This is a genomic window from Enterococcus sp. LJL99 (assembly GCF_054871725.1).
In genome coordinates this window covers 327,996-344,323 of the sequence record NZ_JBTXLT010000003.1, presented here as the reverse complement: position 1 = coordinate 344,323, position 16,328 = coordinate 327,996, and the positions used below count along the sequence as shown (strand labels likewise).

Sequence of the window (16,328 nt, the reverse complement as noted above, 5' to 3'; positions counted from 1 at the left end):
GAGGTTAGCATGAAAATTGAAATAAATTTGGACAATCTAAATTCAATTCCGGAAGAATTAAGCGAAATAGCTCAGTTAGAAAAAGTTGGTAACCAAATTTATAATCATGTCCGAAATGTATCTAATAGTAGCATATTAATTTCTGGATATAGGGGTGTAGGAAAAACCAGTCTAATTCAGATGATAGAAAATAAAATAAATAAAGAGGCTAAAAAAGAAAATGGAGATAAGATAACATTCGTATACCAAAATATAGATAAATATGATGACTACTCAATTTTATTAAGAAAACTAATTAGAGGGGTATGCTTATCAATTATGGATAACAAGAACCTTGTAAAAAAAAATGACGAATTATTCTTGGAAGTTGAATCTTTATACGAGCATACTTTTTTTGATGTAAATAGATTTGAAATGTTAAGTAATGAGAGAACAACTGAAAAAAATCTCAATACTTCTATAAATTTCAAGACTATAATTATGCGCTTGGCTCCACTATTACTTTTTATCGGATCATTTACCATATTAAAAGCTGAAAACATTTCGGCAATAGTTAGTTTTTTAATAAAAGTAGCGAGCTTGATTTGGGTCGTCTTTAGTGAAATAAATTGGAAATTTATGATATCGAAAAAAGCGATAGAGAGCTCTAAGCTAGAAAAGACTTCTCTGTATGATGATGAGATTGCTGAGTATCAACTGATTAGGATTTTGGATAAGTTGGAGAAAAAAAACATTAAGGTAATTCTAGTTTTTGATGAAATTGACAAAATTGATGATCCTAAAAAAATGAGAAAAGTACTATCAGATTTAAAACATATACTGCTACTTGATAATTCTAATTCAATTGTCATTGCTGGACAAAAGGTATACTATCAGCTGTTGGACTCAAATATTGAGGACGATGGATTATTAAGCAGTGTCTTTACAGCGAATTATCATATTCCTATGCTTGATAAAGAAATTTTAAGAAAAATCGTGAAAGGATATTTTATACTTGAAGAGCAAAACTTAGAGAAATATGAATCTTACATTGATTCGATAATTTTAAATTCTAATCAAGTATTGCGTAAAACTAAAAATTTAATTGTTAACAATATAACTTGGGAAAATGAGAAACCTTATATAATCATTGATGAAGATACCATCTTTTTATACGATTTGGATTCACAAATACTAGAATTGCTATACGAAATTGATTATCAACATCTTTTGTCCGATGATGATCAAAGTTTGACTGATTTATATAGAAATTATTTGTTTTTATGGATAAAAAAAATGAAACGATTTGGTGACACGTCCTTTATTAAACAAGATATCTTTGATTCTGAAAATATAGTTTTTGTAGAGTATCCTTCAAATAGTTTAGTTAGATTTGAATTTCTCATAACGGTTCTTTTAGAAAAAATGCTGAAGAAAAAGATGATTATATTTTCTGAAAATGATGATTTTGATGATGATAAGGTAAATAACATTAAGTATGCTTGGAATAAAGAACAATTAAAAAATGATTCAATCAGTACTTCCGAAACAAAGATGTATACTGACTTTTTTTACGCATTCACAGAGCTTGATGAATTACTTGGTGAAATGTCTAGAGACGTAGAATTCGATGTAGTTGAAAATTTTGATTTAGAATATTTGAACAATTATGAAAAAATTCAAGATTATCGAAATAGAATAGTACACGGTGAGATTTTGAGTGAAGAAAATAAAAACGAAATGCATAAATTTCAAAATAGCATTAGTAGAACAAAAGGATTTCTGTATGAGCACTATACATTTACTGTATTCAAATTATTTGCAGAAGAGAAAAATTTCAAAATTATAAAAAATCCTACAGTAATTAATCCTGATATTCATGCGGATATACAAATATTCAACGAATCACTTGATATAATAGTTGAGGTTAAGTCATACAAAATATTATCGGTAAATGATCAAGTTCTAAAGAACATGTTTAACTATTTGTACTTATCTGACGAATATAGCATGAAAAAAAGAGAAAGCATAGTGGTATTAGTTGTTTATATCCTGGAACAAAATAAGAAAGAAGGTACTGTAATTGAAGAGAGATTCAATAATATATATCCGGAATATAAAGGAAGATTTTTTGTTATAGTGATGCCATTCTTTCAAAAGGAGTTGCTATTAAATAGGTTTGGGAATATTTTAAATATGATTGAGTAATTTGGATACACTGGCGAGTATTTTTTGACCATATTTTTGACCTTCTCGAACAAGTTTTATTGACAACTATCAAGGTTTAATTTTTTGTCTGAAAGCTGATTTAAAGCGATTGGTGTTAAGTTAGATACAATTAGATTTTCAGGAAACACTCAATATGGTCTCAAAGAGGTAAACAGAATTTAAAATAATTACTCAAATATAGATTGATAAACTAGTAAATAAATTGTATTCAACTACCATCTACCATGGTTCAAATTGGTTCAAGAACTATCAGTAAAAGTCCAATTTCTTCTATTTACATCCACTTCAAAAGCTGTTAAACTTTGCTGTAAGTGAATTTGACAACATAGATGTGCGCATATAGTACTTAATTTCGTTCTCAAAACGTTAATATTATTGCCATATCAATTCTTAAAGACACTCTCCGGTTTTGGAAAGTGTCTTTTTATTCACTAAAAATTGTTTATAAACCGCCAATCAATTAACTTCGTAATTTCTCTGTTCTCCTAAGTTCACTAAGCTGTTGCTCCATCATCTTAGATAATTCCTGAAAATCGGTATAGAATGCTTCAAACAGTTTTGAATAAGCATAGTATTTTTTGATTACTTTCCTTTTATTTAACGGTCTTTCCAGTTCTCCAAAATAGTCACTTAGTAAATTTAAAGGCTCATTCCATGAACTCAATCGCTCCATTAAATCATATAAAGCGTAAATATCTTGATGAACGATTGTTTTTATAGGATGATTTTTCTTTGTGAGCAAACTCTCTTTTTTACTAATATCCATTAATCTAACCTCTTTTCTTTTTTTGCTTATATAAGCAAAGGTTTTTCATTCATTATATAATATCATGCCTATATAAGCAATGATTGGAGATGATTATTTTGAAAGAAAAACAGTTAGAGATCAAGATTCATAATTTATTGGATCAACACAACATATCTTTAAGTGAACTCTCTCGATTATCTGATATTGAAGTAGCCAGACTAAGTGAATTGGCAAATGGTAAAAGACAACGTATCCAAATCAATCACTTAATTAGGATTGCAGAAGCGCTTGATATAGAAGATATCGGTGAAATTATTCAGTTAAAAAATGTTGAATAGCCTGTTGAAATTTTTAGTGTACAGTAAAATTTAATTTATACTGAAGTTTTCTCCGCCAAATGATGTAAAATGGCGGTGAAAAAATTCAATTATGCAGTATTACAAAAATTGACACTTAGTCACAATCTATTAAATATGTTGACAAAAATTCATGAATATAAAGGGAATCAAGAACTATTTATTAAAACAAAACCAGAGATTTTAAATAAGTTGCTGGATCTTGTTTTGATTCAAAGTACGGAAGCTTCTAATAGAATCGAAGAAATTGCTACAACAGATGGGTGTTTGAAGCAAATTACTACAGAAAAAGTTCAGCCACGAAATCGTGATGAGGAGGAAATAGCTGGTTATAGGAATGTGCTAAAACTGATTCATGTTAGTTTTGAATAACCAGGGTAGTTACTCTTCATATTCAAAAATTCACTAGTATTTAAAACTTATTGTATTTTTATATGACTATTTTGATGTGGCGGTAGAATAGTTCCTTAAACTAAAATAGAGCAAGAAGATAATCAGTTTTTTCTGACGTTCTTCTGCTCTTTTCTTTTTATGTTTGTCTAATTAAAACAAATAGCCGAAAAAGACACCATTCAAAAAGGAAAAACTTAGGTAGAAAAGAAAAAGTGTGGTAATTGCTAAAGGTAAGCCTTTTAGAAAATTCGGAATATCTGCGATGGACATTCGATCTAGCGCACCACTGTATGCAATACAAAAAACAAAATACATCCCACCATACACGAGTAATTTTAAAAAGAAATCAGCAAAATCTAAGTTAAGATTTACTGGGAAAATTGTCAAACTCAATAAGAAAACGACACTCAACATCATTTTTTCTAAATCTGAGGTAAGTAATTTTTTTCTCAGTGGTATGACTATTGTTAACCCACTAAAGAGTATTCCCAGCAGACCAGCGAGTACGTTAGGAATAATAGTCTCAGTTTCTGACAATGAGATAGTTTGATTGAGCCAAAAAAAACTGATGCCAGCTAATAGAAATGCTAAGTAGTTTAAAAAACTACTATAAAATACACGAGCAATGGGGCTAGCTCCTTTGGCAGGGATGGTGGTTTTTTGATACTTTTCTGCAGCATAGCAAGTTAATAAAATACAGAGAAAAAAGACTAAACGACTAGCAAGAGTCATGGAGATTCCTCCTTTTATCTATTTAATTTAATGTTTAAAAACTTATTGCCAGGCTCGCCAAGAACACGATTTCTTAAAAGATAATCAATTAGTGGTGTCATACAGTTCATGATCAAGATGCTGTAACTAACGCCTTCGTTAGTCAAACCGTAGAAACGAAAAATCATGACTAACGCACCCGTGGCGGCCGCGAATAGATATTCACCTGCTCTGGTTGATGGTGTGGAGGAATAATCGGTTGCCATAAAAACTGCTGCAAACAAGGCACCACCACCAATCAGATGACCGATTACCACAGAGTAATTGGCTGTAAAAGGGCCATTTCCTCCAAAAATAAATGCAATAATGGCAATGGTCGATAGCATAATCATAGGAATTCGTAAATGGATAATTTTTTTCCAAAGTAAAATTGCCGCTCCAATCAAAATCAATAGACTACTTGTTTCGCCTAGTCGACCACCGATATTGCCAATGAACGTATCGACTAGCTGTTGATTTGTTAATACATCTCCATCTTTTAAAATTGCTAAAGGTGTTGCAGAGGTCACAACGTCTGGTGAAATTCGAGCAAAAGGGGGATTAGGCCAACTAATTTTAAACATCTCGTTGAAAAAAAGTGCGACTAAAAAAGCGCGGCCTCCTAATGCTGGATTGATAAAATTAAAACCAATTCCGCCAAAAAATTCTTTCACAATAATCACCGCAAAAGCTGAACCAATCACAGGAAAGTACCAAGGAGCTGAAGGTGGTAAATTCATTGTTAACAACATGGCTGTGACGATAACACTTAAATCCCACGTTTGTTTTTTCTTTCGGAGCTTAAACCATAAAATTTCACAAATTTGAGCGGTTACAATGGCTAATAGAAACAGTACCCATACGCGAAAACCAAAATAATAAGCGGCACCTATCGCACTAGGTAATAGGGCAATGATTACCCATAACATTATCTTTCGAGTCGTTTGATCTCCACGAATATGAGGAGAAGCTTCGACAATGATTTCGTTCAATTGCGCAAATTCTTGCGCGCTTTTACTAGGAATATACGTGTAGTCATCTCGTTGGGGTTTATCAGGCACTTTGTTCCGCCTCCTTTATTAATTTTTTGATTTCGTTGGAGGCTGCTGAAATATTACGAGCCAAATCGCGACGAGCTGGGCAAACATAGGAACAAGCGCCGCAGTTGATACAAGCATCCGCCTTTAAATCTTGACAGCGCTTAATATTTTCTTGACGATAAAATAAATCAATGTTTTGTGGCTCTAAACGCATGGGACACACTTCTGAACAGATATTACAACGTATGCAGGGACTTTCTTCAAAATGCGGATTACTTTTTTTCCCAATGACAATTAATCCGTTACTGGATTTTGTTAGTGGTACATCTAATGAATCCAATGCTCTTCCCATCATTGGACCGCCCATCAAGATTTTTTCTGGTAAGCCATCAAAGCCACCACAAAAATCAATTAAGTCTCCTGAGAGTGTGCCAATTGGGAAAATAACTGTTTGCTGTTTGTGGATATCGCCAGATACTGTACAGTATCGCCGGATTAAGGGTTGTTGCTTTTCAACCGCATCAGCAACAGCAGCCGAAGTTGAGACATTCATTAAATAAGCGCCAGATTCAACAGGTAAGCCACCATTGATTGTGACTTCGATATCCAATAAACTTTCTAAGAGTTGTTTTTCTCCACCTTGAGGATAATTAGTTGGAACGGTGATAATATCAACATCGGCAAATTCTTGCGCTGCCTTTTCCATCGCTGCTACAGATCTCGGTTTATCTGATTCAATTGCAATTAATATTTCTTGAGCGTTAAAAACTTTTTGAGCGATTTTGGCGCCTGTGATTACCTTATGTGCTTCTTTTTCCATCAACAAGGCATCTGCTTCTAAAAATAGTTCGCATTCTGCCCCATTTAAAACAATACTTTTGACTGTTATGTCATCATCAACGGTCAATTTTACATGAGTGGGAAAAGTTGCACCCCCCATACCGACAATACCCGCTTGAGAAATTCGCTCGATCAATTGCTTTTTAGTCAATGTTTGATAATCTTCTTTTTTGTTAAATGAAACCGGTACAGCATGCTTATCTCTTTGAATTACAACAGTTGAGACTTTATTGCCTGAAGCATCCGGCCAATCAACGATTTTTTTGACTGTGCCTGTTATGCTTGCATGGATGTTTGCGCCGACAAAACCGCCAGCTTTCCCAATCAAATCCCCTTCTGTTACTAAATCTCCTTCCGCCACGACGGCTTCACTTGGTGCGCCAATTTGTTGCTGCAACGGAATATACACTCGATCAGGGTGAAAATAAATGTTCTTTTCTTGGTTAACACCCCAACGTTCTTTTAAAGTGTTAGTGGAAGGGCTGAAAATGATTCCACCAGTAAACTTTCCAGATGCTGTTCGATTCATCGTTCTCCTCCTTAATAATGATTTTAAAATCATAGACAAAAAGACTTGTTAATTTTATGATAGCATAGGTGAGATTTACGACAAAATAATAGCTATAGTTCTCAATAAATTTTAGTAGATGAAGGACAAAAAATTATACAAGAAAGAAGCAACCTATAGAAAAAAGGAATGAGTGAAATAATACAGAGAATTTATTTTGCTAGTCTATATTAAAACGACACATTTAGAGCGGAAATCATTAAAAAATTTTGGGTGTATTCGTTTAATTTTTAAAATCAGATGCATTCAGTTTAATTTTCACTATTATGCTTTACATAGTAGTTATTCTAAGTTATAGTTGTCTTGTAAAGCAAGATAGTGATTGAGGTGTGAACATGTCGAATAAAATTGATTCTCAGATGCTCAAAGGAGTCTTGACTGGAAGTATGTTGATTTTGTTATCGTCTGAACAGTTATATGGCTACGGATTAAGTGAACGGCTAGCTAGTGTTGGGTTCACAGATATTTCTAATGGGACGATCTATCCGTTATTGTTATCGTTGGAAAAGAAAAAATTGATTAAAGGAACGATGCGTACGTCTGAGAGTGGGCCAAAAAGAAAATATTATGCTATAACTGAAGCGGGAATTGAGGAAAAAGAACGCTTTTTAGCACAGTGGCAGCATTTGAAAAGTAGTATGGATTGTCTTATTGAGGGGGCTGATTAGGATGGGGAAAGTAAGTATCGAAGAAGTTAATGCAACGTTACAGAAGGAATTAACGGTTGAAAATGAAAAATATTACGGGGATCTTTTGACGTATGTTCGAGTAAAATCAATCATTAGAGATAACAAAAAAGCGGAAGAATTACTTTTAGATATTTTACAAGATATTTTAGAAGCGCAGAAAGAAGGGATTTCGGCTGAAGACTATTTTGGTAAAAATCCTAAAAAAATTGCTGATGAGATCATTCGTAATTTACCGATTAATTTATGGGATACGATTAAACTAGCATTAACTGGGATAGGTGTCTATTTATTGTTTGCTTTTATCCCTGCTATTTTTTCGCCAGATAAAGGGCTGGATATTGGGAAATATTTGATTGCGGGAGTTTACTTTGTTATTTTAGCTATTTTTTTGCTGTGGTTGATGGGAGTCAACCTTTATAAATATAATTCCAAAAAGAAAGCACAAAAAATCTTTTTTTATAGTAATTGTGTGATTGGATTTATTGGTGGACTGTTGATTATGTTGTTTGTTTCTACACCACTCATTCTAAAAATTGGGAATAGGGTCGGGATAGTTTTGATTTTACTTGCGGCATTAGTTTTAGCGGGTTTATTTTTTAAGGAAAAGGATAAACAGCCTTGGATGAATTTTATTCCTATGACGCTATTTTTTGGAATTTGGGGAATTATTGTTAGACTTCCTTCGTTTACAGATATATTGAAGACTCAAAATGGACAGTTGATATTTGCTGTCAGTTTAGTGACTGTAGTGGTTATTCAATATCTTTTGATGTTTCTGATGAGAAAGAAAAAATAGGATGAAAGAGTAAAGAACTACATACAATTGTAGGTTTGAAATTATCGGTTATTGCAAAAAATTAACTAAATTCTGATTTAAACACTTTTTCTTGCCTAAATAATTATAATTATAGTTGCTTTTATATTAATTTTATATGAGAATTAAACTAGTAGAAATTATTTATTTTTAGTAATAAATTTTGTTAGGTAAGTGTTAATTGAAAAAGTGAAAAAAGGAGTGAGGAAATGGCTGATCGAGTGATTAGTACAGCAAATTTAAATGTAATTGAAGGGAGTTTAGCAACGTTAAATAATAGAATTAATACTGTAAGCTCGCAAATAGATGCAGTAAATTCTCAAGTAGGAGCAGTTGATCAAAATTTAAAAACAGTATATCAAGAGCTAGAAGGGCTAGCAAGAGAGTTTCATGATTATGTAAATCAAGCGAATATGCAGCATAATGTCTCTTTAGCTGAAACTAGATTAGTAAAAATTAGACAAGAATTAGAAACAAAGTATGGACATTATGCAGAAGTACGGAGAACGACTTTAGGTGTTTTACAAGCAGATGATTTAGAAGTTGTGCGTAAAGAAACAATTAAATCAATGAGTGAAGAATTGATGCTGAATTCACCGAATTATTGGTTAGCACCTTGTATCGTTGCTATTTCTGCGTGGATTAATGATGAAAAAGAACTTGCTGAGCGTGCAGTAAAAGAAGCTATTCGTCGCGATGATGAGAAAACATCGTTGCTATTTTCATTAGTGAATCGGAGAGCTGGTAAAAAACAAGCAAGTTTAAAATGGGTTTCCAGATATTTAGCAAATCAAAGTGAAGAAGAACTTGATCGCAAAACGATTATCATAATAGATGCGTTTACTAGTGGATTACTGGGAGTCGATTCTGAAGGAATTGTCTCTAGAAAACTAACAGAATGGTTAGACAAAATTTCTGAAAAACCTGGTTTTAGTGAACAACAAATCGATCAATGGTCGCAAGCAATTAATCTTTATCGTCCAGCGAATCCCGAGGTAGATTATCCGTACTTGGAAAAATATAGTTCAACTTATCCACAAATTGTGGATGTATTAAAAGGAGCGCTATTGCACGAACAGTTGCTGTCCTATTTTGTAAATATTTTCAAACAACCAAATTCAACTTTAAATTTAAAAGAACAGTTGGATGATATTTTGTTTAATTTGGTATCTAGTTTTGATGAAGAAGAAGTTCCTTTGCGAAAAAATGAGATGCTTAATGAATTGATTATTAGAAATGATGGAGATAAAACTGCAGCGAATAATGAAATGAAGATTGAAGAAACAGCGTTAGAACAAAAGAAAGATTATTCCCAATTATTAACAGATGCTGCGTTGAAACCTGAAAAATCAGCAGCTAGTTTTTCAACTCAAAAGTATGCGATTTCTGTTTCGAAAAATTGGATTTTAGATGCGTATAATGATGTTGTAGCTAAAAATAGAGCTAAAATACCACATAAAATTCAGTTAGAAGTAAATGGATTCGTTGCGACAACGGTAACTGGGGTAGATGAAGAAGAACTGCTGAATCAATATGATGAGTACATGGAGGAACAAAAACAAGAACGCTTGAAACAGTTAGTTCCAACAAAAGTAGGATTTTTTGTAGGTGGTGCAATTGGTTTGATTGGATTATTTATGCTCTTTGGAATGCCATTTTTAGGTTTGATTGCTTTAATTGCTGGTGGCTTTATTGCTTATACTACCAATAATAAAAATAAACAAATTGAATATTCAAAAGCTCAAATATCGCAAGAAATTGAAGATAATAAAAATAAAGGAAAACAAATTATTCGTGCATTTGTTGCTGAAACAGTCGATTTTAGAAATGATTTTGAAAAGTTAGATTCTAAAAGTAAACAAGTGATTTCTTTCTTAAATCAACTTTCACCAGAACATTATATTAGATCTTTAGCCGGTGAAAATCGTCGAGTAAAAGTAGGAGGTAATTAGTGATGAAATGTCCGAGTTGTGAAGTCGAAGTAAGCAAAGAGGCTGTTTTTTGTGCTAATTGTGGTTCGGAGCTGTTATTCCCAGAGCAAGAAGTGGTTGAAGGCGCGGATTTGAAGTCTTTAGATACAATCATTCAAAAAGCTGAAACTGTTGAGAACAGTTCAAATCAAATAATCGATTTAAAATCAATTCATGAGGAAGTTGAAAAAGAAGAGACTTTTACTTTTGAATTTAATAATGAGATTATTGAAGAAGAAGAGGTAGCTAATCCTTTGGCTCTAGGATTACCTGATTGGGATATTGTACCACCTGAAATGATTGTTAGAAAGAGAAATAGCTTATGATGAATACGCCTAAAACGTATAGCGAATGGATTTCCCTAATCGAAGAATTTAGAAACGGTAGCGGAGAAAAAGTACAACAAACAGTAGAAGTGATGAAAAATGGGTCACTTGAGTGGCAGTCAGGCGTAGCTGAGCGCTTTATGAAACATTTAAATGAAGCAATTGATGAAAGGTTACAGCAAGCGACGCAACAATTTCAGAGAAATTTTTCTCGTTCCAATGGTAGTGAAAGAGAAATTTTACAATCATTACTTACATTAAGAAAAGAATTGCAATTCCTACAAACAGCAGTCGATTTGCCAGTACTTCCCGAAGATGTTAGGCAACAACTGATAGGTATTATGAAAGAACAACGACAGCAGCTCCAACAATCGTTAGAAGAAACTGCAAAATCTGATCGAACAGGTAAGTTGGGAAGCCTTGTACGAAATAACCGAGTAGATGAAAAGTGAGGATGAAAGATGGCGACTGTAAATGAAGTGAAAGACTTAATGAGAAGGTATTCAATTGCTAGAATTCCTTTCATTACCATAAATACGGTTGAGCGAACAAGAGCTTTAGAATTTTTAAGTGAAGTAGCTCAAGATTTAACTTTGAATTATTATGTTCATACTTTATCAAAAGGAGTATATGACTTAACTACTAATCAAGTGTTAAGTGAAGATAAATCCTTTTATAGTGCGATTGATTTTATGAGTGATCAAATGAAGAAAAAAGAAAACATTACGATGGTTTTGACAGAAGTTCCTGATTTATCAGCAGATAATGGAGAATCTAAGCAAATATTAGACTTAGTAACTCTTGCAAATGAAACAGGTGGTCAGATTATTATTTTTACGAATAATTCAGTCTGGAACCAACTTCAGCGTCAAGGAATGTTGATAAAGGTTGATTCTCCAGATGAAAGTGAAATGTATGTGATTGTAAAAAATTATATTGATGACTATCGTAATGAAATTACAATTGAATGGGATAATTCTGATATTCTAGAGGTAGCCTCTTTATTGGCGGGTGTTACTAGAATAGAGGCTGAAAATATTATCGCGTCTTTAATTGCTAATCGAGAAATTAAAAAATCAGATATCGATGAGGTTCGTTTTTCAAAAGATCGCCTATTTTCAGATATTTCTGGATTAGAAAAAATTGATGTGGATGAAAATGTAAAAAATGTTGGTGGACTATCTGGGCTACAAAAATGGTTAAGAGTAAAAAAAGAATTATTGACACCTGAAAAAAGAGCTGAAATGCGTCAGCGCGGATTGCAATCACCTCGAGGAATTCTGTTAGTTGGTGTCCCTGGTTGTGGGAAATCATTATCTGCAAAATCTATTGCAGCTAATTGGAAGTTACCACTTTATCGATTAGATTTCGCTACTGTTCAAGGAAGTTATGTTGGGCAATCTGAACAGCAGTTAAAAGATGCGTTAATGACAGCCGAGCATGTTTCTCCGTGTGTTTTGTGGATTGATGAAATTGAAAAAGGATTAGCTGGAGCTGCTGGAGGAAATGATGGTGGTGTTTCAACACGGATGGTTGGTCAATTTTTATTTTGGCTTCAGGAAAGTAAGAAGCAAGTTTTTGTGGTTGCTACCGCAAATGATGTAAGCAAATTACCGTCTGAATTATTGCGTCGAGGTCGTTTTGATGAGTTGTTTTTTGTAGATTTGCCTACAGCGGATGAAAGAAAAGATATTCTGAATATCTACATGTCAAAATATTTAAATATTAAGTTTGAAGGCGAATTTGCTGAAAAAATTGTTGAAATATCAGACGGTTTTACAGGAGCTGATTTGGAATCGGCAGTTAGAGAAATAGCATACAATACAATTGCGTCAGATGCGTTTGAACTGAACTCAAATGTTATTATAGAGACTTTTCAAAATGTAGTCCCTCTTTCTCAGACATCACCAGAGAAAATTGAAGCAATTAGAGAATGGGGAAAAACAAGAGCGGTACCTGCTTCAGGACATCCAATAGGTAGTGAAGTTTTAGGACAAGAAAAATCAGTTTCTAAAACTAGAAAAGTTTTAGTTTAGGAGGAATAATATGCCTAAAATAAATTTTAATATTGGTCAAAAACAAGAGAGTAAGCAGCAGAATTTTTTTCAATCAGAAAAACAACAACAAACAACGAATCCAATTCTTTTAGAACGAACATTACGAAAAAAGCGTTCTACAGAATATTTAAATCTTATTGGGGAATTAGATGTTCAAGGAGTGACGGATAACAAACAGAAAATGGATCAAATAATTGATATTGTGCATCAAGAATTTCCTGAAATAGAATTAGGTGGAATGCTGTTGGGTTTTATTTCCAAATGTTATTTAGGAGAACCTTATGAAGTTCATACGATCTCTTATAATTTACAAATCATCAATCACTATAAATCGGGAGAACCATTGCCTGATGGGATGGAGAAGGCTCGTTCTTTAGCAGCGTTTGGGAACTATCGGTTTATTGAAGTATACACTGATTGTTGTCGAGCAGTAGCTGATGATGGTTCAGTATCAGTAATTAAAGATTAATAAAATGAAGAGCTATGAATAATTCAAATAAGTGCAATTTACTAAAAAACTTCCAAAAATTTTAGTGAATTGCGCCTTTTTAATTGGAGAGTGTCTGAAAACAATTGAGAAATTCGAATTTTATGGAAACTCAGCTAGAAATTGAGAAAAAATGTAGTGATTTAATAATGCATCTTACCTACTAGGTTCTCGAAGTCACAACCTCGAAATTTTATGCTTGTGAGTTCCAGCTGAATTACGAAAATATTAACCGCTATCGTTTTGAGACAATCTCTATCTAGTATGTTTTGAGAAATTATTAGCAAGAATAATCTGTTTATAAAAAACATTTAGCTAAAGTAACTATTGAAATTTTTACTCTTCCTGGATCCTCGGAATCGCTCCAACCACTTCTTCTAAAGTAGTCAGTTCGTCAATTAAATAAAATCCCGATTTAACAGGCTGACTAAGTAATTTATCAGCCAGAAACGCTGTCACTTCTCCTGTCATCGTCGCTTCTTCATCGCCATAAATAATTACTCGATTTTGGTCATCAGAAGAGCCATTTGAAATTTTTACCACAAATTTTTCACTTCCGACCATCCCTTTTTGCATAAAGCGTGTAAGAAATTCGAGGACTTGTTTGTTTTTTAATAGTGAGGTAAGTCCGATTTTTTTCATCACTGCTAAACTATTTGTGATCCAATTGATATCAAAGCCTAAAAAAGTGGTATATGTTCGGCTAGGATCTGCTAATGCTAATAAATGTTGATCAGCAAAATCAAAGTTATACGTACTTTTATGCCCAAATTTTGTCCCAAACTCATCTTTTTTCTTTTGCGTAAACGTAGCGATCGGATTTTTCCAACGTGGATGCCGATATGTTTGATTCAATTGAGAAAATGTCCATTCGACTGCAGCTTTTCCGTGTTGATCGCCCATTCCTAATAAGATATCAATATCGATCATTGTTGTTTGTGACACTTTTTTGAGATAGTTTGCGACGGCTAAATTAGTTATCCCAGGAGCTAATCCGATTCCGACTAATGTACGAGATTGGGTCGGGGCAGGTAATCGATACACTTTTTTTAGAAAAGTACTATTTGCTGTAATATCTAAATAATCGATCCCTAATTGCTGGCATTGCTCAATAAATAGTGTGTTTTCTTGATCTAAACAAACAATCACCATTTGTAGATCAGACAGTAGAGCTGGATCGATGGGTTTTGTTAAATCAATGACTCGTGTTTCAGCAGAAATTGGTAAAGAATCGGTAAATGACGCCATTTTTTCTTTATTTCTTCCCATGATCACGAGATTATTTTTACCTTGTTTGATTAGTTGTTGAACGATGATTTGACCGACTTGACCATGACCACCGATAATTGCGATTTTTTTCATAAGTTTCTCCTTGCTACGATGCTAAACATCGATTATTAGTATTAATGAATTATAAAATAGCGAGTAAACTGTTGATTAGAACATAAGCACTCAAAGTGAGTAGAAAATAAGCAAAATAGCGAGTAACTTTTTTATCTGGTAATTTTGACATCAGCTCGACTCCCTTTTTGGTCATCGGAATGGATACGATCGCGAGGATCAGCATTGTCGGTAAATGAATATATCCAAGTGAATAAGCGGGAAGTTCAGGCTGTTTTAATCCGCTAATGATAAAACCGATTGAGGCAAAAATCGTTAAGAAAACGCCACAAAAGGAAGCTGTTCCAATCGCTTTTTTTACATTCATGCCAGTAGATTTTAAGTAAGTAACAATCAATCCAGCTCCTGAAATGCTCCCTAAAGTTGAAATAACACCGATAGCGAACGCTGAAAAAACGTCTTTCCAATTACTTGGTGTTTTTTTTATTTCAGTAGTTTGGATAGTTCTTTTTAGTAACATTTTCAGCGCTAAGTAGATTAGAAATAGTGAAAAGGCAATTTTTAAGAAATTAGGATTTAGTGACGTTACTATTTGACTCGTTAGGATAACTGCAAGTAATAAGATAGGTAAAAAAAGCCGAATTCGATTAAATAAAATATTATGGTGTTTGTATTGATTATAGGCGGAGGCGCTGGTGCTAATAATCATCGTAGCAAAAGCTGTACCCATTGCCATAAACATGATTTGTGAAGGTGGAACGCCAATTAAGGGAAAAAGTGAAACTAGCGCAGGGACGATGATCCCACCTCCACCTAGACCAAACATTCCTGAAACTAACCCGACAAACGCACCAAGTATCAAGATACTTGCTATATAAACCAACATATTGATTGCCTCATTTCTATTTATAGTTATTAAAGATACTTTATATCTCTAATTAGCTTAAAAAAACCATTTGTTCGTTATTTTCTATTGCTGAAACGAACCAAAAGCGGCTTTTTTCTGTTGAACAGCTTCGTCCAAGTATTGATTTTTTAAAAATTGTTCCATGATTTCTTCAGCTTGAAACATTGTATTTTTGACCACACATTTTGGATTATCGTGAACGTAACATTCAAAAATCGATTGTTTACCTTCGATTGCTTGAATGATGTCAAAAAAAGAAATGGTTTTCCAATCATCTCGGATAGAATAACCGCCATGAGCACCAGAAATCGCTTTGACCAATCCTTCTTTGGCTAGTTTCGTTAAAATTTTAGACAAATAAGTTGGTGAGAGATTTTGTGTTTCTGCTAATTCGATCACACTGATCGGTGGTTCGGCGTTTCTTTCTCCTAATAAAACCATTGTGTGTAACGCATAATCTGTTGCTTTTGAGTATTTCATAGAAAAAACTCCTTTTTAATTCCAGACTCTATTTGTCTATGATAGTGATTATTAAGAAAATTGTCAAGAATATAAATTGCAAGTTGAAACTTGAAATAAGATTTACTCCAGTGATGTTCATGAATCATCACTGCATTTCTGATCTTCAAAAAAACTCGTAGTTTCTAATAAACTTAATTTCGGTGGTATTCTTACAAGTGTGTGGACATAATCAGACACTGCTTACCCTCCATCTCGTTTGTGTCAAGTTTTTTTGAGGCTAAAGCTTTTTCCTCCACATGCAGTAAGCGTATTTTTTTGTTCGATTCTCTTTAAAGACTGAAATTATCTACAGTCTTTAACTAAAAAAGAAGA

At 33.3% G+C, this 16,328-nt stretch carries 17 protein-coding genes; 10 read left to right on the top strand and 7 right to left on the bottom strand.

Translation table 11 applies throughout. The features are described 5' to 3' along the window. Positions 1-9: 9 nt before the first annotated feature. Positions 10-2,187: an ATP-binding protein gene (locus ACYSNW_RS06915; RefSeq protein ID WP_461743755.1), complete on the top strand. Its 2,178-nt coding sequence runs from the start codon at positions 10-12 to the stop codon at positions 2,185-2,187. A 481-nt stretch (positions 2,188-2,668) separates the two neighbouring features. Here the strand turns inward: ACYSNW_RS06915 and ACYSNW_RS06910 are convergent, their stop codons facing one another. Then, positions 2,669-2,974, bottom strand: coding sequence for a hypothetical protein (locus ACYSNW_RS06910; protein ID WP_461743754.1), 306 nt, complete (start codon positions 2,972-2,974; stop codon positions 2,669-2,671). Positions 2,975-3,072: 98 nt separating this feature from the next. Between ACYSNW_RS06910 and ACYSNW_RS06905 the strand changes: the two genes are divergently transcribed. After that, positions 3,073-3,294: a helix-turn-helix domain-containing protein gene (locus tag ACYSNW_RS06905; protein ID WP_461743753.1), complete on the top strand. Its 222-nt coding sequence runs from the start codon at positions 3,073-3,075 to the stop codon at positions 3,292-3,294. Between the two features lie 75 nt (positions 3,295-3,369). Beyond that, positions 3,370-3,684 (top strand): hypothetical protein, encoded by a 315-nt coding sequence (locus ACYSNW_RS06900; RefSeq protein ID WP_461743752.1) that lies wholly within the window; start codon positions 3,370-3,372, stop codon positions 3,682-3,684. A gap of 171 nt (positions 3,685-3,855) precedes the next feature. Here ACYSNW_RS06900 and ACYSNW_RS06895 read toward each other — a convergent pair whose 3' ends face one another. The 3 genes from ACYSNW_RS06895 to rsxC are packed head-to-tail and all read right to left on the bottom strand — an operon-like array spanning position 3,856 to position 6,864. Continuing rightward, complete coding sequence (locus tag ACYSNW_RS06895) at positions 3,856-4,437, bottom strand: hypothetical protein (RefSeq protein WP_461743751.1); 582 nt, start codon at positions 4,435-4,437, stop codon at positions 3,856-3,858. A 14-nt stretch (positions 4,438-4,451) separates the two neighbouring features. Beyond that, the gene (locus tag ACYSNW_RS06890; protein WP_461743750.1) at positions 4,452-5,516 is read right to left on the bottom strand and encodes an RnfABCDGE type electron transport complex subunit D; all 1,065 of its coding nucleotides are present in this window, start codon (positions 5,514-5,516) and stop codon (positions 4,452-4,454) included. Then, on the bottom strand, positions 5,509-6,864 hold the full coding sequence (gene rsxC, locus ACYSNW_RS06885; protein WP_461743749.1) for an electron transport complex subunit RsxC: 1,356 nt from the start codon (positions 6,862-6,864) through the stop codon (positions 5,509-5,511). The genes ACYSNW_RS06890 and rsxC overlap by 8 nt, the downstream gene beginning before the upstream one ends. Positions 6,865-7,238: 374 nt before the next feature. Between rsxC and ACYSNW_RS06880 the strand changes: the two genes are divergently transcribed. The 7 genes from ACYSNW_RS06880 to ACYSNW_RS06850 all read left to right on the top strand — a co-directional run bounded on the left by ACYSNW_RS06880 (position 7,239) and on the right by ACYSNW_RS06850 (position 13,228). Beyond that, a complete protein-coding gene (locus ACYSNW_RS06880) occupies positions 7,239-7,571 on the top strand; it encodes a PadR family transcriptional regulator (protein ID WP_461743748.1) in 333 nt (110 codons plus the stop codon). A 1-nt stretch (position 7,572) separates the two neighbouring features. Beyond that, complete coding sequence (locus ACYSNW_RS06875; protein ID WP_461743747.1) at positions 7,573-8,388, top strand: DUF1129 domain-containing protein; 816 nt, start codon at positions 7,573-7,575, stop codon at positions 8,386-8,388. A 227-nt stretch (positions 8,389-8,615) separates the two neighbouring features. Continuing rightward, on the top strand, positions 8,616-10,358 hold the full coding sequence (locus ACYSNW_RS06870) for a hypothetical protein (RefSeq protein ID WP_461743746.1): 1,743 nt from the start codon (positions 8,616-8,618) through the stop codon (positions 10,356-10,358). Between the two features lie 2 nt (positions 10,359-10,360). After that, the gene (locus ACYSNW_RS06865; protein ID WP_461743745.1) at positions 10,361-10,702 is read left to right on the top strand and encodes a zinc ribbon domain-containing protein; all 342 of its coding nucleotides are present in this window, start codon (positions 10,361-10,363) and stop codon (positions 10,700-10,702) included. Further along, a complete protein-coding gene (locus ACYSNW_RS06860) occupies positions 10,699-11,154 on the top strand; it encodes a hypothetical protein (protein ID WP_461743744.1) in 456 nt (151 codons plus the stop codon). The genes ACYSNW_RS06865 and ACYSNW_RS06860 overlap by 4 nt, the downstream gene beginning before the upstream one ends. Before the next feature lie 9 nt (positions 11,155-11,163). Next, the gene (locus tag ACYSNW_RS06855) at positions 11,164-12,738 is read left to right on the top strand and encodes an AAA family ATPase (protein WP_461743743.1); all 1,575 of its coding nucleotides are present in this window, start codon (positions 11,164-11,166) and stop codon (positions 12,736-12,738) included. Between the two features lie 10 nt (positions 12,739-12,748). Then, positions 12,749-13,228, top strand: coding sequence for a hypothetical protein (locus ACYSNW_RS06850; RefSeq protein ID WP_461743742.1), 480 nt, complete (start codon positions 12,749-12,751; stop codon positions 13,226-13,228). Between the two features lie 354 nt (positions 13,229-13,582). Here ACYSNW_RS06850 and ACYSNW_RS06845 read toward each other — a convergent pair whose 3' ends face one another. From ACYSNW_RS06845 to ACYSNW_RS06835, 3 genes are all read right to left on the bottom strand, one after another. Further along, entirely contained in the window at positions 13,583-14,608 is a 1,026-nt protein-coding gene (locus tag ACYSNW_RS06845) for an NAD(P)-binding domain-containing protein (protein ID WP_461743741.1), read from the bottom strand. Between the two features lie 49 nt (positions 14,609-14,657). After that, positions 14,658-15,473, bottom strand: coding sequence for a sulfite exporter TauE/SafE family protein (locus tag ACYSNW_RS06840; protein ID WP_461743740.1), 816 nt, complete (start codon positions 15,471-15,473; stop codon positions 14,658-14,660). Between the two features lie 84 nt (positions 15,474-15,557). Continuing rightward, the gene (locus ACYSNW_RS06835) at positions 15,558-15,974 is read right to left on the bottom strand and encodes an Rrf2 family transcriptional regulator (RefSeq protein ID WP_461743739.1); all 417 of its coding nucleotides are present in this window, start codon (positions 15,972-15,974) and stop codon (positions 15,558-15,560) included. Positions 15,975-16,328: the final 354 nt, after the last annotated feature.